Genomic DNA, 20354 nt, shown 5'->3' on the forward strand with positions numbered 1-20354 from the left:
ATTAGGGAGTGGGCAGCCTATGTTTATGGGGGAATACCAGCATAGTGTTGACGATAAGGGACGGATTATCATTCCGGCCAAATTTCGTGAACTGCTCGGCATGTCCTTCGTGGCAACCCGGGGTCTTGATTCCTGTCTGTTCGTTTATCCCATGGAAGAATGGGCAATCATGGAACAAAAGCTGAAAAGTCTGCCGCTGATGAAGTCCGACGCCCGCGCGTTCAGCCGCTTTTTTTTCTCGGGAGCGACCGAATGCCAGTGGGACAAGCAGGGCCGGGTTACACTGCCGGCCAATTTGAGAGAGTATGCGAAACTTGATAAGGACTGTGTCATTCTTGGCGTTTCGAACCGGGTGGAAATCTGGAACAAAGAGCTTTGGGAGCAGTACTTCGGGCAGTCGGAGGCGTCTTTTAACGAGATTGCCGAGAAGCTGGTGGATTTCAACTTTGAATTTTAGCCTAATAACGATTACTGCCCTGGAGGGATGAAGCTTGTTTCACCACATCACGGTTCTGAAGGAAGAGGCAACGGAAGGTCTTAACATCAGGGAGGATGGCATTTATGTGGACTGCACGCTTGGCGGAGCGGGCCACAGCTCCCTGATTGCCTCACGCCTTGGGGACAAGGGCCGGCTGATCGCGTTCGATCAGGACGACTGGGCGCTGGATAACGCCAAGGAGAAGCTGGCTGGTTACATGGACAGGGTTACGCTCGTCAGGAGCAATTTCCGCTTCCTGGAGGAAGAGCTTAAGTCCCTGCCTGAAGTCCCACAGAAAGACGGAGTTCCCCAAGTAGACGGCATACTGTTCGACCTTGGCGTGTCCTCCCCGCAGTTCGACGAAGCGGAGCGCGGCTTCAGTTACAATCACGACGCCCCGCTCGATATGCGGATGGACCGGGAAGCATCCCTGACTGCATCGGACATTGTAAACACATGGCCGGAGCAGGAAATCGCACGCGTTCTGTTCCAATACGGCGAGGAGAAGTTCTCCAGACGGATTGCGGGAAGAATTATTGAGCGCAGGGCACAGTGTCCTATTAATAGCACGGGGGAACTAGCCGATATTATCAAAGAGGCAATTCCCGCTGCAACGCGGCGAACCGGCGGTCATCCCGCCAAACGGAGCTTTCAGGGGCTTCGAATCGCCGTGAATGATGAATTGGGCGCTTTTGAAGAGGCTCTGCACGCATCCGTGCGATGTCTGTCCCCGGGAGGCCGCGTGTCCGTCATTACGTTCCATTCGCTGGAGGATCGGATCTGCAAGCAGATTCTGAACAGCTATGTCAGCCGCTGCACCTGCCCGCCGGATTTTCCGGTCTGCGTGTGCGGCGGCGAAGGACAGATGAAGCTGGTCAACCGCAAGCCGATCACGCCAAGCGAAGAAGAGCTGGATGCCAATCCGCGTGCCCGTTCAGCCAAGCTGCGCATTGCTGAAAAATTGTAATAGACGAAAAGGAGAGTCGAAGGATGGCCTATACCCGCGGCAATTTGGCTGTAGAGCAGCAAAGAGAACCGAAACAAAATCCGCGCTACCGCGAAAAGACAAAGGTTGTCACAAGGCGCACTTCACTTCCGCTTCAGGAGAAGCTGCTGTATCTGCTGACTCTTGGGCTGTTTGTCATCGTGGGGACCGTCCTGGTATGGCGTTACGTCCACATTTATGATTTGAACAAGCAGGCGCAGTTGCTCGACTCGAAAATTTCCACCGCCAAGAAGCAGATCGCAGTCTACCAGAAGCAGAAGCAGGATTTGGAACAGCAGGTGCCCGCCAAGGCTCGCTCCTGGGGCTGGGTGTCTCCTACCGACGAGAAGACAATCTTCGTCCCGCGCGACGTGTCCTATACCGATGACAAGTAGCCGATGAGCCGTCAGTTAAGCGAAAAAAAGTTGTGAGGTTTGCGAATGGTGAAAAGAATAAAGCTTCGATCGCTGTTTATAGGGGGATGTATTACCCTCTTTTTTCTTGTTCTGGTCGGAAGGGTATTCTGGATTCAGGTGCTGCAGAGCGACTTCTGGCAGCAGAAAGCCAGTGAGACCTGGGCGCATAAATCGATCATCAAGGCCCAGCGCGGAGAGATTACCGACCGCAATGGCACGGTTCTAGCAAGTGACGTGCCCGCCTATACCATTGTCATCGATCCGGAAGTTATACATACGCAGGGCATCCGGGACGAGGTGGTGCAGGGGCTTCACGAGATTTTGAACAAGCCGGTATCCGAGCTGGAGAAGCTGGTTGACGCCAAAGACGAGAAGGGCAACTTTTGGAAAAGCCGCGAGGTCCGCAATGAAGGCTGGAAGGTAGATCAGACCGTTGTCGACAAGGTGATTGCTCTTCGCGACAAGATCGAGAAGGAGCACGGAATCCGTGAGACGGGGATCGGCTATGTCAGCGACCAGAAGCGTTATTATCCGAAGAATTCATTGGCTGCGCATGTACTGGGCTACACGGACCGGGAGGGCAATGCCGTAGCGGGCCTTGAGGCTTTTTACGACGAGCAGCTCAAAGGCACCGATGGTTCCCTCAACTATCAGAGCGACGGGAACGGTGTGAAGCTTCCCAATGGGGATGAAACGTACAAGCCGGTCGTGAACGGCGATAACCTGAAGCTTTCGCTCGACAGCACAATTCAGTATTATATCGAAAATGCGATGAAGGAAGCGTATGATCAATATCATCCCAAGACCATGACTGTCATCGCTGCCGATCCGAATACAATGGAGATTCTGGGCATGGCTAATCTGCCGACCTTCAATCCCAATGAGTATGGGGCGACGCAGGATCAGGGTGACTTTTACAATCATGCGGTCAAATCGATTTATGAGCCAGGCTCGACCTTCAAAATCGTGACTTTGGCCGGGACCGTTCAGGAGAAGCTGTTCAATCCGAATGCAACGTTCATGTCAGGCTCTATCCGGATCAAAGGTTACAGCAAACCGCTGCATGATATCAACCGCTCCGGCTGGGGAACGATCAGCTATCTGGAAGGCGTTAAGCGTTCCTCCAACGTAGCTTTTGTCAAATTAGGTTACGAGATGCTGGGCAGAGACCGCCTGGTTCAATATATCAGGGACTTCGGCTTTGATACCAAGACCGGTATCGACCTCCCCGGCGAAGCCAAGGGCGTTCTCACTCCTCATTACAATGTGGAATATGCAACCCTGGCATACGGTCACGGCAAGGTACAGGTTACGCCTATCCAGCAGCTCGCCGCCGTCTCGGCGGTAGCCAACGGCGGGAAGTTGATGAAACCGTATCTAGTCAAGGAAATTGACGATCCCAACACCGGCAAGGTGACTGTCACCAAGCCCGAGGTGGTGCGGCAGGTTCTCACCGAAGAGAGCGCCAAGCAGACCGGCCTCTATCTGGAGCAGGTCGTAGCTGACCAGACGATAGGCACTGGTCGTCATGCCTATATCGAGGGCTATCGGGTAGCCGGCAAGACTGGTACGGCTGTCAAGCCGGATGGGAAGGGCGGGTATGATTACACGAAGAATGTGGTATCATTCATCGGCTATGCGCCGGTGAACGATCCAAAGATCGCTGTCATCGTCATTATCGACGACCCGCAAACCGAGCTTGGCGGTGGCGGAGTAGCTGCACCAATCTTCCAGAAGATCGTGTCCCAGTCGCTGGAGTATATGGGAGTGCCCAAGACATACACCGATCAAGAGAAGAAGACCAAGAACCAGACGGAAGCGGCTGTTACGCGCAAGGCCCCGGATCTGACTGGCCAGACGATGAAATCGGCCAGACAACAGCTGCTGAATCAGGGCTTCGATTTCGAGAGCGTAGGCTCCGGCGACAAGGTGATCAGCCAATATCCGGAGGCTGGAACGGCTCTTGTGACGGGTCAGAAGGTGTATCTGCTCAGCGAGCAGACCGATAACCCTTCCATTCCGGACCTGAAGGGCGCATCGCTTCGCGATGCTCTGGAAATTCTGAGCCTGCTTAAGGTCGGAATCCAGGTGAGCGGCGAGGGTTATGTAACCGAACAGTCTGTGACCCAGAAGAATGGTAAGGCGGAAGTAACCCTTACGCTGAAGCCATACGGTCAGGAAGAAGCCAAGGCAGAGGCCACCGGAGACGATACCGGAGCAGGCGGCGGTGATGGTAAAGGAAGCGCAGGCGCTGCGGATAATGGCGCAAATGCTTCAGTGAATGGTGCTGCCGCAGATCCATCTTCCGGAAAAGGCTCTGTCAGCAATGAGGCCGCGAACGCGCCCGCCACGACGACGAACTAGGCTTGTTCTAACCTCGGTTTGTCCCGAATAGCATGGAGACAAGGATAAACGCCTGAAGACGTCTATTCAAGAAGCCATGTCTATTTGCGGAAAGCGGGGTTGACGTATGAAAGTGTCGAAAATCATGTCGCGGCGGCGCATGCTGTGGACGTTGCTCGGGCTTGCCGTGCTGTTCGTGGCTCTGGCTCTGCGCCTGGCTTATGTTCAGCTGGCCGAAGGCGAAGAGTTGACCGCGAAGGCGGAGGATTCATGGCGCCGGAACATCCCGTTCACGGCGAAGCGGGGCGAGATTATGGACCGGAACGGGACGAAGCTCGCTTACAATGTCAGTTCGCCTACCATCTATGCCATCCCGGTCCAGGTCAAGGACAAGGGAGGGACGGCACAGAAGCTGGCTCCCCTGCTTGGAATGACGCAAGAGAAGCTGGTTACCCTTTTATCCAAGAGAGAATCCACGGTGAGACTGCAGCCCGGCGGACGCAAAATTACGATGGAGCTTGCCGGAAGCATTCGTGATTTGCAGCTGCCGGGCATCGTTGTTGCCGAAGACAGCAAGCGGTTCTATCCATACGGGGATCTTGCCGCGCATATTTTGGGGTTCACGGGAATCGACAACCAGGGGATAACCGGGATCGAGACCGTCTATGACAAGCTGCTGAAAGGGATCGGCGGGAACATTTCGTATCTCTCCGACGCCGGCGGCGGGCTGATGCCCGGCTCTTCGGAGAAATACGCGGAGCCGCAGGACGGACTGAATCTGGAGCTGACGATCGACAAGCAGATTCAATCGATTATGGAGCGCGAGCTGGATCAGGCCATGGTGAAGTATCAGGCCAACGCCAGCTGGGCAATCGCGATGAACCCGAAGAACGGGGAGATACTGGCCATGGCCAGCCGTCCGGGCTATGAGCCGGGGCAGTACAAGGAATACGATTCATCGATCTATAACCGGGACTTGCCGATCTGGATGACGTACGAGCCCGGTTCGACCTTCAAGATTATCACGCTGGCCGCCGCGCTCAACGAGCACAAGGTGGATCTGCAGAACGACCGCTTCTTCGATCCGGGCTATATCGAGGTCGGCGGGGCGAAGCTGCGCTGCTGGAAGAAAGGCGGCCACGGCAGCGAGACATTCCTGCAGGTTGTCGAGAATTCCTGTAACCCGGGCTTTGTCGTACTGGGCCAGCGGCTCGGTAAGGATACACTGTTTCAGTACATCCGCAACTTCGGCTTCGGCAGCAAAACAGGGATCGACCTGAACGGCGAGGAGAATGGCATCCTGTTCAAACCGTCCAAGGTTGGTCCTGTAGAGCTGGCGACGACAGCTTTCGGCCAAGGCGTCTCGGTGACGCCGATCCAGCAGATTGCAGCAGTGTCGGCCGCCATTAACGGAGGCAAGCTCTATAAGCCGCATGTCGCCAAGGCATGGATCAACCCGGACACCGGAGCTACGGTGTCGGAGGTCAAGCCGGAGCTTGTGCGGCAGGTCATCTCCGAAGACACCTCCAAGAAGGTGCGCGAAGCGCTGGAGAGCGTCGTTGCCAAAGGTACGGGCCGTCCGGCCTTTATCGACGGCTACCGGGTCGGTGGCAAGACCGGTACCGCACAGAAGGTCGTGAACGGCCGGTACTCCGCGTCGGAGCATATTGTATCCTTCGTCGGCTTCGCGCCGGCAGATGATCCCCAAATCGTTGTGTACACGGCCGTCGATAACCCGAAGGGCATCCAGTTCGGCGGCGTTGTCGCCGCGCCAATCGTGCAGAGCATCCTGGAGGATTCGCTGCATTATATGAAAGTACCGCAGCGGACCGATCAGCTCGCCAAAGTCTACAAGTACGGCGAGACGCCAATCGATACCGTGCCGGATCTCGTAGGGGCGTCGGTTCAGGATATTTACGAGGATATGAACATGAACTTCAACCTGGTCCGCTCCGGAACCGGCGATACGGTGATCAACCAGGCGCCCAAGGCGGGAACGCGGATGGAGCGCGGTTCAACGATCCGGATTTATATGGGCGCATCAAGTCCATAATGTTAGATAGAACGTATGACAGATTGAATGAAGAAGAAACGTGATCTGAATCAGTAGAGCGAGGGATTGAACATGAAATTAGAAGAACTCTCTTCCTGTCTGGCCGCCGCGCGCCTGTACGGCGACGGCGGCACTGAAATAACCGACCTTCAGGCCGACTCCCGGAAGGTGAAGGCTGGCGATCTGTTCATCTGCCTGCCGGGCTTCACCGTCGACGGGCATGATTACGCGCCGCAGGCGGCTGCGGCCGGAGCGGCGGCGCTTGTAGTGGAGCGGCGACTTGATCTTGATCTGCCGCAAATCGTGGTTGGCGACAGCCGCTTCGCGATGGCCCTGCTGTCGAACGTATTCTTCGGTTCGCCAAGCAGCCGGATGAAGATGATCGGTGTCACCGGAACCAACGGCAAGACGACGACCACTTATCTGATTGAGCGTGTTCTGGAAGATCACGGCGTCAAGACGGGATTGATCGGAACGATTCAAATGCGCTACGGAGGGGTCAGTTATCCAATGCCCCGGACAACGCCGGAATCGCTTGAGCTTCAGCGTCATCTGCATGATATGGTTACCCAGGGTGTGGAGAGCTGCGTGATGGAGGTGTCTTCGCACGCACTGGAGCAGGGACGCGTGAAGGGGACCGATTTCCGGACCGCAATTTTTACCAATTTGACCCAGGACCATCTTGATTACCATCATACGATGGAGGAGTACCGCGCCGCGAAGGGGCTGTTCTTCTCAAGACTCGGCAATGCTCTCTCTTCCCGCAAGGAAGAACGCAAATACGCCGTGCTGAACGCTGACGATGAAGCCAGCCTCTATTTCGCGGCACAGACGGCGGCGGAGACGATCACCTACGGCATCGACAGCGAAGCAGACGTCCGTGCCTCACGGATTTCCATAACCGGCAAAGGCACCTTCTTCCACGTGGATACCTTTAAGGGATCGGCGGATATTTCTCTGAAAATGGTCGGCAAATTCAACGTCTACAACGCGCTGGCCGCCATTACGGCGTGTCTGCTTGAAGATGTTTCGCTGGAGGACATCAAGCGGAGCCTGGAATCGGTCCCCGGCGTCAGCGGACGCGTAGAGGCAGTGGAGGAAGGCCAGCCGTATACAGTGGTGGTGGATTACGCCCATACGCCTGACGGACTCGAGAATGTACTGAAGACGGTGAATGAATTCGCTGAAGGCAAGGTGCTGACCGTCTTTGGCTGCGGTGGAGACCGCGACAAGACGAAGCGCCCGCTGATGGGCAAGATCGCCGCCAAGTACAGCGATCATGTGCTGGTTACCTCCGATAATCCGCGCACCGAGAATCCGGACGATATTCTGAAGGATATCGAGGCGGGGCTGATCGAGGACGACGTGGAGCGCAGCCGGTACGAGCTGATTGTGGACCGGCGCGAAGCGATCGGGAAAGCTGTTGATATGGCAAGCCCCGGAGATGTAGTATTGATTGCGGGGAAAGGTCATGAGACCTACCAGCTGATCGGCGGCGCGGTTCTCGATTTCGACGACCGCATTGTCGCCAAAGAAGCCATAAGGGGTAGAAGCCATTGATTACAAGAACACTGGGAGCCGTCGCTGCTATGTGCGGCGGCGAACTTTCGCCGGGCAGCTCTACGGAGACTCGTATCGAGGGAGTCGTCACCGATTCCCGTAAGATCACGCCCGGCTGCCTGTTCGTGCCGTTGTCCGGCGACAATTTCGACGGGCATGATTATGCCGCGGCCGCGCTGGCGGAAGGAGCCGCCGCGACGCTGTGGTCGGCGGGGAAGGGACCTGCGCCGGCGGGGAACGCCGTCGTGGTCGACGACACACTTGCCGCGCTGCAGGCGCTCGCCGCGTCATACTTAAGCGAAGCGGCGCCTCGCGTCGTTGCCGTTACCGGGAGCAACGGCAAGACGACGACCAAGGATATGATCACCGCCCTGCTGGAGACCACGTTCAGGGTTCACAAGACGCAGGGTAATTTCAATAATCATATCGGGCTGCCGCTCACCATTCTGAGCATGCCTGAGGATACCGAGATTGCGGTGCTGGAGATGGGCATGAGCGCGCGCGGCGAAATTTCGCTGCTCTCGTCGATCGGCCAGCCCGATACGGCCGTCATTACCAATATCGGCGAATCCCATCTTCTCCAGCTTGGCTCCCGTAAGGAAATCGCACGGGCGAAGCTGGAGATCGTGGAAGGGCTGCGCCGCGGCGGGCTGCTGATCTATAACGGCGATGAGCCGCTGCTCGCCGAAGTTATGAAGGAGCCGGAGTTCAAAGCGCCGGAAGGCATGCAGACATTCCGCTTCGGCCTGGAGGCGAGCGATGATGATTATCCGACCGGCATTATGAATCATCCGGGAGGCACAACCTTCACCTCCAGCCGTCATGACGGCCAGGTGTTCACGCTGCCGCTTCCGGGGCGCCATAATGTGGTCAACTGCCTGGCCGCCATGGCGGTCGCGGAGCATTACGGCGTCACCGGCGAGAAGATGGCGGAAGGCCTCGCGGGTCTCAAGCTGACCGGCATGCGAATCGAGCTGATCCAGACGAAGGCCGGCCTTACGCTGCTGAATGATGCCTACAACGCCAGTCCGACCTCGATGAAAGCCGCGATCGATGTCCTTCAGTCCATGAAGGGAGCCGGTTCCAAAATCGCGGTGCTGGGGGACATGCTTGAGCTTGGGCCCGAAGAAGCGGGCTTTCACGCCGAAGTCGGATCTTATCTGGATGCCGCCAAGGTCGACCGGGTCTTTACATACGGCCCCCTGTCCCTTCATCTGGCTGACGCGGCCAGAGCCTCTTTTGGCCCGGATCGGGTGCATGCGTACACCGGCAAAACCGAGCTGACAGAGGCGCTCCTGAATACGGTGGGCCCGAAGGACATTGTGCTGTTCAAGGCGTCGCGAGGCATGAAGCTGGAAGAGACGCTTCAGGCTCTGAGAGCCCGTTTTGATTAATGCTGTAATAGCAAGAGATTTGAGAGGGTGAACCCGTGGATTACCAACTGCTGCTACTGACCATATCCGTATCCTTTATCCTTGCGGTGATCGCCGCTCCGCTGCTGATCCCGCTGCTGCGCCGGATGAAATTCGGCCAGCAGGTCCGAGACGACGGGCCGCAGAGCCATCTGAAGAAAGCAGGTACGCCTACGATGGGCGGCATCATCATCATTGTGGCGTTTACGCTGTCGTACCTGAAATTCTCCGTCGTCAACACGGACTTTTACGTGCTGCTGGTGGCGACGCTCGGGTACGGGCTGATCGGCTTTCTGGACGATTACATCAAAATCGTCTTCAAGCGCTCGCTCGGCCTGACGCCGCGCCAGAAGCTGCTCGGCCAGCTCGTTGTCGGCGCGGTCATGTGCGCGCTGCTGATCTCCGCGGGACATAGCACCGCGATCAGCATTCCCGGAACCTCCGTCAGCTTCGACTGGACGGGATGGTTCTACTACCCGTTCATCGTCATCATGATGATGGCGATCACGAACGCCGTCAACTTCACGGACGGTGTCGACGGACTGTTGTCCGGCACGGCCGCCATCGCGCTTGCCGCCTATGCGGTTGTGGCGATGCAGGCGACTTCCATCGCCGCGGGCGTCTGCGCCGCCGCGATGATCGGCGCGGTGCTCGGCTTTCTCGTGTTTAACGCCCATCCGGCGAAAGTCTTCATGGGCGATACCGGCTCGCTGGGCATTGGCGGCGCCATCGGCGCCATCGCCATCGTCACCAAAAGCGAGCTGCTGTTCATTGTTATCGGAGGCATTTTTGTCATTGAAATGCTGTCGGTGGTCCTGCAGGTGACATCCTTCAAGACCCGGGGCAAGCGCATCTTCAAGATGAGCCCGATCCACCACCATTTTGAGCTGAGCGGCTGGTCGGAATGGCGGGTTGTCATTTCGTTCTGGGCGGTCGGCATCGTGCTGGCCGGTCTCGGACTATACATTAGCAAGGGGTTGTAGGCAATGAAACATCCGGATCAATACCGCGGCGAGGAGACGATCGTGCTCGGCCTTGCCAAGAGCGGCGTTCAGGTAGCCAAGGTGCTGCATGAACGCGGCGCCCTGGTTACGGTCAACGATAAAAAAGATAGAGAACAATGTCCCGAAGCTTCTGAACTGGAGTCTTTGGGAATTTCTGTTATATGCGGAGGCCACCCGGACGGCCTGATTCATGAAGGCGTCAAGCTTGTTGTCAAAAACCCGGGCATCCCGTATTCCGCTGCGCCCGTGCAGAAAGCGCTGGAACTCGGCATCGAAGTCGTTACTGAGGTCGAAGTAGCCTATCATCTGTGCAAGGCTCCGATTATCGGCATCACCGGCTCCAACGGCAAGACCACCACGACGACCTGGGTCGGCAAAATGCTGGAGGCCGCCGGGATGAATCCCATCGTCGCGGGCAATATCGGCACGCCGCTCTGTCAGGCGGCGCAGGAAGCCGAAGAAGACAACTGGATGGTGGTCGAGCTGAGCAGCTTTCAGCTGAAGGGCACGCAGGATTTCCGGCCCAAGGTGGGCTGTCTGCTGAATGTGGCCGAGACTCATCTTGACTATCACGGAGACATGCGGGATTATGTCGAATCCAAAGCCAAGCTGTTCGCTAATCAGGGAGCAACCGATACGGCCGTCCTGAACTGGGACGACCCTTATTGCAGGGAACTCGTGCCGTACATGAAGGGAATGATTCTTCCCTTCTCCATGACCGAGGAGCTCGTGCAGGGCGTGTTTGTCCGGCCGACTTATGTGCCGGATGTGGAGGATAACCTGAAGCGGACGATCATCTACCGCGATTACACCGAGAGCGAGACCGTAATCGCGGAGGTGGACTCCATCGGTCTGCCCGGCCGCTTCAATGTGGAGAATGCGCTGGCGGCCTGCGCCATCTCCATCGCAGCTGGAGCTGATCCCGGAGGTCTCGCGGAGATGCTGGCCTCGTTCCGGGGCGTGGAGCACCGTCTGGAATATGTTGCGGACAAGAACGGTGCCGCCTATTACAACAACTCCAAAGCGACCAATGCCAAAGCTACGACCATGGCACTTGTCTCGTTCAGGCAGCCGATCGTCCTGATCGCCGGCGGGCTCGACCGCGGCTCCGACTATATGGAGCTTGTCCCAATTCTTGAAGGCCGCGTCAAAGCGTTGGTCACACTAGGCCAGACCAAGGACAAGCTGGCTGCTGTCGCGAAGCTCGCGGGATTAAAGACGGTGCTCACCGTCGATAATGAAGGCAGCGCCGCCTCGGTGCTGCAGAAGGCCGTTCGGGAAGCCGCCGCATTGGCGGAAGAGGGAGACGTCGTGCTGCTGTCGCCCGCATGCGCAAGCTGGGATATGTTCAAATCCTATGAAGAGCGCGGGCGTATTTTTAAAGAGGCGGTGCATAATCTGTAAGTAGGGGGGCTTGGATAAGCTTCCACTACGAAGCAAGAGGTGTGCTCCTCATGAATAAATCAAAGCCTGCTCCTCCCGATATCTGGCTCGTTATTCCGATCCTGGCGCTGCTTGCCATCGGCATGATAATGGTTTACAGCGCGGGCTCGGTATTGGGCTTTCGCAATTACGGCGACTCCTTTTATTTTGTCAAAAGGCAGCTGCTGTTCGCGGCGCTGGGGCTGGCAGCCATGTTCTTCATGGCCAACCTGGATTACCGTGTGCTGAAACGGCTGGCCAAGCCCGCGCTGATCCTGTGCTTCATCCTCCTCGTCATCGTCCTGATTCCCGGCATTGGGGTCGTGCGCGGCGGCGCGCGCAGCTGGCTTGGCATCAGCTCCTTCGGCATTCAGCCTTCGGAGTTCATGAAAATGGGGATGATCCTGTTCCTGGCGAACTGGCTTAGCCGCGAGGACTACGACATTACGACGTTCACCAAGGGGCTGCTGCCTCCGCTTGCGCTGATCGGCGCCGCTTTCGGCCTCATTATGCTGCAGCCCGACCTCGGAACCGGCACGGTGATGACGGGAGCGGCGCTGATGATGGTGTTCACCGCAGGGGCAAGAATGAAGCATCTGTCGATGCTCGGGGCGGCGGGAGCAGCAGGCTTTGCCGGTCTTGTCGCCGCAGCGCCTTACCGGCTGCAGCGGATTACGGCTTTTCTCGATCCGTGGTCGGACCCGCTTGGCGCGGGCTATCAGATCATCCAGTCGCTGTATGCGATCGGACCGGGCGGCCTCGGTGGGCTGGGGCTTGGCATGAGCCGGCAGAAGTACAGCTATGTCCCGGAGCCGCAGACGGATTTTATTTTCTCCATTCTGGCCGAGGAACTGGGCTTTATCGGCGGCATCGCTGTTCTGATCCTCTTTCTGATTCTGATCTGGAGGGGGATGAGGGTAGCGATGAGCCTTCCGGACCGCTTCGGCAGCTATCTGGCGGTTGGGATCGTCTGTATGGTGGCGGTTCAGGTTGTGATCAACATCGGCGTCGTCATCGGCCTTATGCCGGTCACCGGCATCACGCTGCCCCTGATCAGTTACGGGGGCTCGTCGCTGACGCTGATGCTGACGGCGCTCGGCATTTTACTCAATTTATCCCGTTATGCGAGGTGAAGGGCAACATGCGTATCGTATTAAGCGGTGGCGGAACGGGAGGGCATATTTATCCCGCCGTCGCCGTCGCCAGGCAGCTGGAAGCGGAGGAAGAGCCCTCCGCGTTTTTATATATCGGCGGAACAAGGGGGCTGGAGAGCAAGCTGGTCCCACAGGAGAATCTTCCGTTCCGCGCGATTGACATTACCGGATTCCGCAGGAGCCTGTCCCTGGACAATGTGAAGACCATCATGCGGTTTCTCAAGGGCGTCCGGGAATCCAAGAAGATGCTGAAGGAGTTCAAGCCTGATGTCGTCGTGGGCACGGGCGGCTATGTATGCGGCCCCGTCGTCTATGCGGCATCCAGGCTCGGCATTCCCACGCTTATTCATGAGCAGAATGCGATCCCTGGCCTGACGAACAAGTTCCTGAGCCGGTACGCCAGTACGGTGGCCGTCAGCTTTGAGGGAACGGAGTCGGCCTTTCCGGGAAGCCGGAGAGTCATCTATACCGGCAACCCCCGCGCGACCACCGTCAGCGCGGCCAATCCGAAGCGGGGATACGCTTCACTGGGCATTCCCGAGAACAGCACGGTTGTGCTGGTGGTCGGGGGCAGCCGGGGAGCGAAGGCGATCAATGAGGCGATGATCGGGATGGCCCCCTTGGCCGAGAAGGAGCCGAATGTGCACTACGTGTACGTCACCGGCGAGCCGTACTTCGAGGACACGCGCAAGCGGCTGCGGGAGAAGCTGGGCAGCCTGCCGAACTGGCTGCATGTCGTTCCCTACATCCATAATATGCCGGAGGTGCTCGCCTGCACGTCGCTTATTGTGAACCGCGCGGGGGCGTCGTTTCTGGCGGAGATCACGGCACTGGGCATCCCCTCTGTACTAATTCCTTCTCCCAACGTCACGAACAACCATCAGGAAGCCAATGCGCGCCAGCTGGAGAAGGCGGGAGCAGCCGTCGTTATTCTGGAGAAGGATCTGACCGGGGAGTCGCTTCATAAGGCGGTCACTTCGATTACCGGCAACGGGGAGCTTCGCCGCTCGATGTCGGAGGCCTCGCGGAAACTGGGCAAGCGGGATTCCGCTTCAGTGATCGTGAGCGAGCTTCGCCGGCTGGCGGCTAAGAAGTAAAGCCTCTTCCCAGGGCGATTTATCCGTTTTTTTGGGCTTCCCGCAATATCGGGACCGCATCTGCCTAAGGGGGAGCCCGTCTGTGCGCCGTACTGTCACACACCTGCGAGCTGCTACATACGATATCTTATAAATCGTGACAATCACCCAGAACTGCTTGCCGCGTAAAAGGCAGAAGGCGCGCTCTTTGCGCCGGCCGGCCACTTCAGCGCCGCGCGTCTTCCGGCAGGCGGCCGACCCTGAAGGCCGGAATGTCCTTGATCAGGCATCTGTGCACCATGGAGCAGGGGTGAGCGGTAATCTCGGAGGTGACACATTGGACAAATTGGTGATTGAGGGCGGAATTCCCCTGTCCGGCACCATTCGTATCCATGGAGCAAAGAACGCGGCGCTGCCGATTCTGGCGGCGAGTCTGCTTGCCGAAGGCGTTCACTCGCTGGGGAACGTGCCAAAGCTGCTGGACATTTACACCATGCTGGCAATTCTGGAGCGGCTCGGCTGCAGAGCCAAACATGACGGGGATACGGTGACGGTGGATACGTCAACGGCATGCTCCTCCCATGTACCGGAGGATCTGATGAAGCAGATGCGCTCTTCCATCTTCTTGATGGGACCCCTGCTGGCGAGGTTCGGGGAGGTTACGATCTATCAGCCGGGCGGCTGCGCGATCGGCGAGCGCAAGATCGATCTTCATCTGCGCGGATTGCAGTCGCTGGGTGCGGAAATCGAAGAGTCCGGAGGCAAGATTCGCTGCAAGGCCGAACGGTTGAAGGGCGCCGATGTTCATCTGGATTATCCGAGCGTCGGCGCCACGGAAAATATCATGATGGCGGCCGCGACTGCGGAGGGCACGACGACGATCACGGGGGCGGCGAGAGAGCCGGAAATTCAGGATCTTCAGAATTTCCTGAATGCGATGGGAGCCTCGATAATCGGCGCGGGTACCGACACGATTACGGTTCAGGGCGTTCAGACCCTGCGGGCTTGCCGGTATGATGTAATCCCCGACCGGATCGTCGCGGGCACCGTCATGATTGCCGCCGCGGCGACTCGGGGAGATGTGACGCTTACCCATACGAATGCCGGGCATCTGAACGCGCTGATTCACGTGCTGAAGCGCGCTGGTGTTCAAATCTCGGTCTGCAATGATATAATTAATATCAGTTGTATGGGACGTCCCCGAGCGGTGGAACGGATCGTAACTTCGCCCTATCCTTCGTTTCCAACGGATCTGCAGTCGCAGATCATGGTGCTTCTGGCGCTGGCGGACGGCTTCAGCGTCATCAAGGAGACGGTCTTCGAGGGCAGATTCAAGCATGTGGAAGAAATGGTGCGAATGGGCGCCGATATTACAACGGATCTGAACCGCGCGTTTATCAGGGGCGTCAAGCGCCTGTACGGCGCAACCGTTGAGGCCACCGATTTGCGGGCCGGCGCCGCGCTTGTCATCGCCGGTCTTGCCGCCCAGGGAACGACTGTCGTCGAGCAGGCGCATCACATCGACAGAGGCTATGACGGCATCGAGCATCTGTTCCGGAAGCTGGGCGCCCGAATTATCCGCAAGACGCCCGTGCCAGGGCCGATCGATCTGGCCAATTAATCGTCTCTGCCCTCCTCCGGCACAATTGCAGGCGGAGGGGCAGAGCTTTACTACGGAGAAATGGTTATGACAAATACAAGGATGCCTGTCCTGCAAGAGGACAAGCCCAGGAAGAAGAAGAGCCGAAAACTTACCGTGATTCTGCTGCTGCTCTTCGCCGCGCTGCTGGGTGTTATATTCTTTCGCTCTTCGGTCAGCCGGATCACGGAGATTGATTTCCGCGGCAGCAAGTACTCCACACAGGAGGAGCTGCTGAAGCAGAGCGGGCTCAAGAAGGGCGGACAATTCTTCGCCGTATCGAAGGAGAAGGTGGCAGGGTCGCTTCAGAGCCTGAAGACGGTGCAGAAAGCGGTGGTGGAGAAGTCTTTTCCGGGCGTTATAACCGTTCAGATAACGGAATATCCGGCCGTAGCTTATGAAATCGATGCCTCGGGAAGCCTGAAGGCGATTCTGTCGAGCGGAGCTTCGGTGTCGATCGATGATAGCGGAATTGCCGTAGAGAAGCCGATTCTTACCGGCTGGAAGCCCTCCGACCCTTACCGGTCCAAGCTGTGTGCGGCGCTTGCGGATATCCCGAACGAGCTGACCAGCGATATTTCGGAGATCGTTCCCTCGCCGACGCCGTCTTTTCCGGACCGGATCAAGCTGTATACCCGCTCGCAGTTCGAGGTCATCACGGCCGTTTCACTGCTGAAGGATAAGGTGGGGTACTTGAATCAGGTTATCGAGACGAACAGCCCTGGAACCATTACCATGCTGGAAGCGGATTCCTATGTTCCTTTCATACCGGAAACAAACGATGACACCGAAGAGAATTAGCCCCTACTCATGAGGCACAAAAAATGCTACAATCGGTTTTATGGGCAATAATGATTTATCCCTCTTTTTTCTTCGGATTTTTTAATAGCGCAGAGAGTCCTTGAGATTTTACTTTCTTGGATTATTTTCCAGTTTAAGGTGCTTGATCGGTTAAAAAATTTGTAGAAAAAAGAGGGAAAGGATTAGGCATGGTGGAATTAGTAGAAAGACGTTTACCGTACCTAATCGAAGATATGGAAACCACTACGTCAAACAGGAGGTGCCATAGGGCTTGAGCAACAATGACATCATTGTTAGTTTGGACATCGGTACATCCAAAGTTCGGGCAATAATCGGGGAAGTAACCAACGGAACCTTGAATATTATCGGTGTAGGATCTGCCGACTCGGAAGGCATTCGCAAGGGCGCGATCGTGGATATCGACCAGACGGTCCAATCCATCAAGAACGCGATCCAGCACGCCGAGCAAATGGTAGGCATTCAAATATCCGAAGTGTATGTCGGCATTTCCGGCAATCATATCGGCCTGCAATCCAGCCATGGCGTCGTAGCCGTCCAGAATGAGGATCGCGAAATCGGCGAGGAAGACATTCTCCGCGTTCTGAAAGCGGCCGAGGTGATCGCGCTTCCGCCGGAACGCGAGGTGATCGACGTCGTCGCCAAGCAATATATCGTCGACGGTCTTGAAGGCATTCAGGACCCGCGGGGCATGATTGGCGTCCGCCTTGAGGTGGAAGCCACCATCGTGACCGGCGCCAAGACACCTATACATAACCTGCTGCGCTGTGTAGAGAAATCGGGTCTGAAGATCAAAGACCTGGTGCTGATGTCTCTCGGAGCCGGCGGGTTAGCGTTATCCAAAGACGAGAAGTCGATGGGAGCGGTGCTGGTCGATATCGGGGCTGGCGCAACGACGATAGCCGTATATGAAGAGGGTTCCCTGATCGCAACCTCCACTATACCGATCGGCGGAGAATTTGTAACGAATGACATTGCCTACGGTCTGCGCACGCTGACTGATCAGGCCGAGAAGGTCAAGCTGAAATACGGATGCGCCTGGATTGACGATGCTGCATCCGACGCCGTCTTCAAGGTGCTGCGCATCGGCAGCAACGTGGAGAAGGAGTTCAACCAGGAGGATCTGGCTGCGATTATCGAGCCGCGCGTGCAGGAGATTTTTCAGCTGATCCGCCAGGAAGTGAAGCGTCTTGGGTTTACCGACCTCCCCGGAGGTTATATACTAACGGGTGGTACTGTATCCATGCCGGGAGTGCTTAGGGCGGCGCAGTCGGAGCTTTCGGCTTCCGTCCGGGTCGCGGTTCCCGATTATATCGGAGTCCGTGATCCCGGATATACCGGGGGCGTGGGCATCCTGCATCATGTCGTTCGCAGCTATCGCGGCCGCAGCACAGGCGCCAGCGCGAACAAGAAGACAGTGAACCGCAGCAGCAAGCCAAGCGCGGCTCCCAGCCAGGAGACAGCTCCGAAGCAGGGATTTGTGGAACGTTTAAAAAATATTTTCAGCGATTTCATATAGCGAACGTCCAGAACTACTTGGACCGGCCATCCAAGCACTTTGAGGGGGAGAGGGAACATTATGTTGGAATTTGATTTTGAAATGGAGAGCCTGGCGCAGATCAAGGTCATCGGCGTTGGCGGCGGCGGCAGCAATGCGGTCAACCGGATGATTGAGAACGGCGTTCAGGGCGTGGAATTCATCACGGTTAATACAGACGCCCAGGCGCTGCATATGGCCAAATCGGAACATAAATTGCAAATTGGGGACAAGCTGACACGCGGGCTGGGAGCTGGAGCCAACCCTGAAGTCGGCAAGAAGGCGGCCGAAGAGTCCCGCGATTTGATTTCGAACACGCTCAAGGGAGCGGATATGGTATTTGTAACCGCTGGTATGGGCGGCGGCACCGGTACTGGAGCCGCGCCGGTCATCGCGGAAATAGCCAAGGAATGCGGCGCGCTTACCGTAGGCGTCGTAACCCGTCCCTTCACCTTTGAAGGCCGCAAGCGTTCCAACCAGGCGGAACTCGGCATCGAGGCGCTGAAGGAGAAGGTCGATACGCTGATCGTGATCCCGAATGACCGCCTCCTTGAGATTGTCGACAAGAAGACGCCGATGCTGGAAGCGTTCCGCGAAGCGGACAATGTTCTCCGGCAGGCGGTTCAAGGCATCTCGGATCTCATCGCCGTTCCCGGCTTGATCAACCTTGACTTCGCCGACGTCAAGACAATTATGACCGAGCGGGGTTCGGCCCTGATGGGTATCGGTATCGCGACCGGCGAGAACCGCGCCTCCGAAGCCGCACGCAAAGCAATTATGAGCCCGCTCCTGGAGACTTCGATTGAGGGCGCGCGCGGCGTTATCATGAATATTACCGGCGGCTCCAATCTTTCGCTCTATGAAGTGAACGAAGCGGCCGAAATCGTAACCTCCGCTTCCGATCCTGAAGTCAATATGATCTTCGGTGCCATTATCGAAGAGAGCATGAAGGACGAAATCAAGGTTACCGTCATTGCGACAGGCTTCGAGCACAAGGCAGCTCCCGCTGCGCCGGGACGCCGTCCATCAGCTGCCCAGAGCGAGCCGGCAGTGGACAAGAACAACAATCTCCGGCCGTTCGGCAACCAGACGAGCTCGGATCAGCTTGACATTCCAACCTTCCTCCGCAACCGTTCGCGGGGCAATCACGAATAAGCTTGGAACCTCGCCTTCTTCCAAAACGGCTTTCACTCATTCCCGGGTGAAAGCCGTTTTTTCTATCAAAGAAGACCTATGTCCCCTCTAATCATCTGCTCATGCCAGACAATAAACCTTCCGCTCTCCAGGTTTATTCCACCCGCCCTCATCCCATAAATCTCGACAAAAAAACCTTCACTTCCTCCCCTATGTTTAGACAGACTTTGAACCTTGGACTTTCTATACTATTCCTATCGCAGCTAAAGACCGTGAGCCAAGCCTGTGAGCCCGCAGGGTCATTATGAATGGCAGAGGTGAGGAGATGGTCGTCTATATCGATTTGATTTTTGCCGCCAATCTGCTGATCGACGCTGTGCTGCTGTGGCTGACAGGTTGGATGGTTAAAATGAAGATCCGCTGGTGGAGGCTTTGGCTGTCCGCGCTGGTCGGTGCGCTGTATGTGGTGATGATGTTTGTTCCCGAGCTGTCATTTCTGTACACCTTTCTGGTCAAGTTTGGCCTGTCCCTGATCATGCTGCTGACCGCATTCGGATGGAGGAGCCTGCAAAGCTTCATGAGAAGTCTTGGCGCGTTCTATATCATCAATTTTGCGGCGGCGGGAGGTGTACTGGGCGTTCACTATTTGCTGCAAAGCTCCGGCGACATCTGGAATGGCATTCTCTATACGGCGGCGGGAGGCTATGCTTATCGGTTAAAAATCGGCTTCTGGTTCATCCTGGCCGTAATGCTGGCCGTGCTTGGCTGCTACAAAGCCGTTCTATCCTCACGGGCAAAACGGGAGAAGCTCGAAACCTTTATCGGGTCGGTAAGGGTGGAGATCGGTGGGGTGACCGTATGCTGTCCCGGACTTCTCGATACCGGCAACCGGCTCTATGATCCATTGACCCGCACGCCGGTCATGGTTATGGAAGCTTCGCTCTGGGAGGAATATTTGCCGCCGGAATGGAAAGGCCGGATCTCACAGGAAGGCGCCGAGCAGCTGGTGCTGGAGCTGGACGGGCAGTCTTACGCCTGGCACGACCGGCTGAGGCTTGTACCGTACAGGGGTGTTAACCGGTCAGCCTCGTTCATGCTGGCCCTGAAGCCGGATGCGGTGGAGGTCACGCTGGGGGGGGAAGCCTTCAGCCACCGCAAGGTGCTCATTGGGCTGGATGGAGGAACCCTGTCTTCCGACGGAGCCTACCGGGCGATTATCCATCCCGAGTTGGCGGAGGGGACAGCAGCCGAGGACCCGGGAGGCGCAGCTTGACCGGAGAACTTGGGCGATATGGCTTCCCAAACTGGATGCCGGCTCTGTT

Annotated in this window: 16 protein-coding genes; all 16 read left to right on the forward strand. The window is 57.0% G+C overall.

The window, feature by feature from the left end:
- The first annotated feature begins 19 nt into the window (after positions 1–19).
- The 16 genes from mraZ to spoIIGA all read left to right on the forward strand — a co-directional run bounded on the left by mraZ (position 20) and on the right by spoIIGA (position 20305).
- Entirely contained in the window at positions 20–457 is a 438-nt protein-coding gene (gene mraZ, locus KIH86_RS18685) for a division/cell wall cluster transcriptional repressor MraZ (RefSeq protein ID WP_223080624.1), read from the forward strand.
- A gap of 34 nt (positions 458–491) precedes the next feature.
- A complete protein-coding gene (gene rsmH, locus KIH86_RS18690) occupies positions 492–1445 on the forward strand; it encodes a 16S rRNA (cytosine(1402)-N(4))-methyltransferase RsmH (RefSeq protein WP_223080625.1) in 954 nt (317 codons plus the stop codon).
- A 23-nt stretch (positions 1446–1468) separates the two neighbouring features.
- On the forward strand, positions 1469–1858 hold the full coding sequence (locus KIH86_RS18695) for a hypothetical protein (protein ID WP_223080626.1): 390 nt from the start codon (positions 1469–1471) through the stop codon (positions 1856–1858).
- A 45-nt stretch (positions 1859–1903) separates the two neighbouring features.
- The gene (locus KIH86_RS18700) at positions 1904–4243 is read left to right on the forward strand and encodes a penicillin-binding transpeptidase domain-containing protein (RefSeq protein WP_223080627.1); all 2340 of its coding nucleotides are present in this window, start codon (positions 1904–1906) and stop codon (positions 4241–4243) included.
- Positions 4244–4349: 106 nt separating this feature from the next.
- Positions 4350–6275: a stage V sporulation protein D gene (locus tag KIH86_RS18705; protein ID WP_223080628.1), complete on the forward strand. Its 1926-nt coding sequence runs from the start codon at positions 4350–4352 to the stop codon at positions 6273–6275.
- 72 nt (positions 6276–6347) lie between these two features.
- Positions 6348–7835: a UDP-N-acetylmuramoyl-L-alanyl-D-glutamate--2,6-diaminopimelate ligase gene (locus KIH86_RS18710; protein ID WP_223080629.1), complete on the forward strand. Its 1488-nt coding sequence runs from the start codon at positions 6348–6350 to the stop codon at positions 7833–7835.
- Positions 7832–9229, forward strand: a complete 1398-nt coding sequence (locus KIH86_RS18715) for a UDP-N-acetylmuramoyl-tripeptide--D-alanyl-D-alanine ligase (RefSeq protein WP_223080630.1) — start codon at positions 7832–7834, stop codon at positions 9227–9229. The genes KIH86_RS18710 and KIH86_RS18715 overlap by 4 nt, the downstream gene beginning before the upstream one ends.
- A 35-nt stretch (positions 9230–9264) precedes the next feature.
- Positions 9265–10230: a phospho-N-acetylmuramoyl-pentapeptide-transferase gene (mraY, locus tag KIH86_RS18720; RefSeq protein WP_223080631.1), complete on the forward strand. Its 966-nt coding sequence runs from the start codon at positions 9265–9267 to the stop codon at positions 10228–10230.
- Between the two features lie 3 nt (positions 10231–10233).
- A complete protein-coding gene (murD, locus tag KIH86_RS18725) occupies positions 10234–11655 on the forward strand; it encodes a UDP-N-acetylmuramoyl-L-alanine--D-glutamate ligase (protein ID WP_223080632.1) in 1422 nt (473 codons plus the stop codon).
- 50 nt (positions 11656–11705) lie between these two features.
- Entirely contained in the window at positions 11706–12806 is a 1101-nt protein-coding gene (gene spoVE / locus KIH86_RS18730; RefSeq protein WP_223080633.1) for a stage V sporulation protein E, read from the forward strand.
- 8 nt (positions 12807–12814) lie between these two features.
- Positions 12815–13924 (forward strand): undecaprenyldiphospho-muramoylpentapeptide beta-N-acetylglucosaminyltransferase, encoded by a 1110-nt coding sequence (gene murG, locus KIH86_RS18735; protein ID WP_223080634.1) that lies wholly within the window; start codon positions 12815–12817, stop codon positions 13922–13924.
- 316 nt (positions 13925–14240) lie between these two features.
- Positions 14241–15524 carry a UDP-N-acetylglucosamine 1-carboxyvinyltransferase gene (gene murA / locus KIH86_RS18740; RefSeq protein WP_223080635.1) on the forward strand — a complete coding sequence of 428 codons (1284 nt, stop codon included), beginning with the start codon at positions 14241–14243 and terminating at the stop codon, positions 15522–15524.
- A 66-nt stretch (positions 15525–15590) separates the two neighbouring features.
- A complete protein-coding gene (locus KIH86_RS18745; RefSeq protein WP_223080636.1) occupies positions 15591–16343 on the forward strand; it encodes a cell division protein FtsQ/DivIB in 753 nt (250 codons plus the stop codon).
- Positions 16344–16614: 271 nt separating this feature from the next.
- Positions 16615–17880, forward strand: coding sequence for a cell division protein FtsA (gene ftsA / locus KIH86_RS18750; protein WP_223080637.1), 1266 nt, complete (start codon positions 16615–16617; stop codon positions 17878–17880).
- Between the two features lie 60 nt (positions 17881–17940).
- Positions 17941–19053, forward strand: a complete 1113-nt coding sequence (ftsZ, locus tag KIH86_RS18755; protein ID WP_223080638.1) for a cell division protein FtsZ — start codon at positions 17941–17943, stop codon at positions 19051–19053.
- Between the two features lie 304 nt (positions 19054–19357).
- A complete protein-coding gene (gene spoIIGA / locus KIH86_RS18760; RefSeq protein ID WP_223080667.1) occupies positions 19358–20305 on the forward strand; it encodes a sigma-E processing peptidase SpoIIGA in 948 nt (315 codons plus the stop codon).
- Positions 20306–20354 lie beyond the last annotated feature (49 nt).

The organism is Paenibacillus sinensis, assembly GCF_019904155.1.
GTDB classification, from domain to species: domain Bacteria; phylum Bacillota; class Bacilli; order Paenibacillales; family Paenibacillaceae; genus Paenibacillus_AQ; species Paenibacillus_AQ sinensis.

What these genes read in the sequence shown, in the direction of transcription:
- mraZ (WP_223080624.1), top strand. Translation starts at nt 20, where the DNA reads ATGTTTATGGGGGAATACCAGCATAGTGTTGACGATAAGGGACGGATT.
- KIH86_RS18695 (WP_223080626.1), top strand. Translation starts at nt 1,469, where the DNA reads ATGGCCTATACCCGCGGCAATTTGGCTGTAGAGCAGCAAAGAGAACCG.
- KIH86_RS18700 (WP_223080627.1), top strand. Translation starts at nt 1,904, where the DNA reads ATGGTGAAAAGAATAAAGCTTCGATCGCTGTTTATAGGGGGATGTATT.
- KIH86_RS18705 (WP_223080628.1), top strand. Translation starts at nt 4,350, where the DNA reads ATGAAAGTGTCGAAAATCATGTCGCGGCGGCGCATGCTGTGGACGTTG.
- KIH86_RS18710 (WP_223080629.1), top strand. Translation starts at nt 6,348, where the DNA reads ATGAAATTAGAAGAACTCTCTTCCTGTCTGGCCGCCGCGCGCCTGTAC.
- murD (WP_223080632.1), top strand. Translation starts at nt 10,234, where the DNA reads ATGAAACATCCGGATCAATACCGCGGCGAGGAGACGATCGTGCTCGGC.
- spoVE (WP_223080633.1), top strand. Translation starts at nt 11,706, where the DNA reads ATGAATAAATCAAAGCCTGCTCCTCCCGATATCTGGCTCGTTATTCCG.
- murG (WP_223080634.1), top strand. Translation starts at nt 12,815, where the DNA reads ATGCGTATCGTATTAAGCGGTGGCGGAACGGGAGGGCATATTTATCCC.
- KIH86_RS18745 (WP_223080636.1), top strand. Translation starts at nt 15,591, where the DNA reads ATGACAAATACAAGGATGCCTGTCCTGCAAGAGGACAAGCCCAGGAAG.
- ftsZ (WP_223080638.1), top strand. Translation starts at nt 17,941, where the DNA reads ATGTTGGAATTTGATTTTGAAATGGAGAGCCTGGCGCAGATCAAGGTC.
- spoIIGA (WP_223080667.1), top strand. Translation starts at nt 19,358, where the DNA reads ATGGTCGTCTATATCGATTTGATTTTTGCCGCCAATCTGCTGATCGAC.